Genomic DNA, 957 nt, shown 5'->3' with positions numbered 1-957 from the left:
TGGTTGATGGCATGTCTTCTTGGTGGTCTACCATCCACGGATACAATCACCCGGTATTAAATGAAGCGGCACACAGCCAAATCGACAAGGTTTCACACGTGATGTTCGGCGGAATTACTCACCAACCTGCAATCGATCTGTGTCAGAAACTACTCAACCTAGCCCCGAGCAATTTGCAACATGTATTTTTGGCTGACTCGGGCTCAGTCGCTGTTGAAGTCAGTTTAAAGATGGCATTGCAGTACTGGCACGCAAAAGGTCAACCGAGATCTAAGTTCTTAACGCTAAGAGATGGCTATCATGGCGATACTTTTGCTGCGATGTCGGTGACTGATCCAGACAATTCCATGCATAGCCTTTACAAAGGGTTCCTACCAGAGCATATCTTCGCGGCCTCACCAAAAACTGGTTTTTGGGATGAGTGGAACCCGGACGACATCAACAGCTTCAGAGAAAAGCTCGGCACACATCATCAAGAGATCGCAGCGGTGATCTTAGAACCTATCGTTCAGGGTGCTGGCGGCATGCGTATCTATCACCCAGAGTTTCTAAAACAAGTGAGAGCAATGTGCGATGAATTCAACGTGCTGTTGATTCTTGACGAGATTGCCACAGGCTTTGGCCGCACGGGCAAGCTGTTTGCCTGTGCGCATGCCGATATTCAACCGGACATTCTATGCGTTGGCAAAGCACTCACTGGCGGATACATGACACTCTCAGCAACGCTAGCAAGTAAAGACGTTGCCGATACAGTCTGTGGCGGCGAAGCCGGATGTTTTATGCACGGCCCTACCTTCATGGGTAACCCACTAGCGTGTGCCGTTGGTGCAGCAAGTCTTGGATTAATCGAACAAGGTGATTGGCAACTACAGACGAAACAAATCGAATCGCTTTTCTCAGAGCTGCTTCCACAACTCAAACAACATGAGTTAGTTAAAGATGTTCGTTGGTTGGGCG

General features: G+C 48.7%; 1 protein-coding gene. It reads left to right on the top strand.

The window, feature by feature from the left end; genetic code table 11:
• Positions 1-957 (top strand): adenosylmethionine--8-amino-7-oxononanoate transaminase (bioA, locus tag KIV40_RS30435; RefSeq protein ID WP_285353001.1); only part of this gene is annotated, 957 nt, incomplete at both ends.

The sequence above is a fragment of the Vibrio sp. D173a genome, assembly GCF_030248475.1.
Note: the sequence above shows the minus strand (reverse complement) of the source record. Positions and strands in the feature narration are given on the sequence as shown.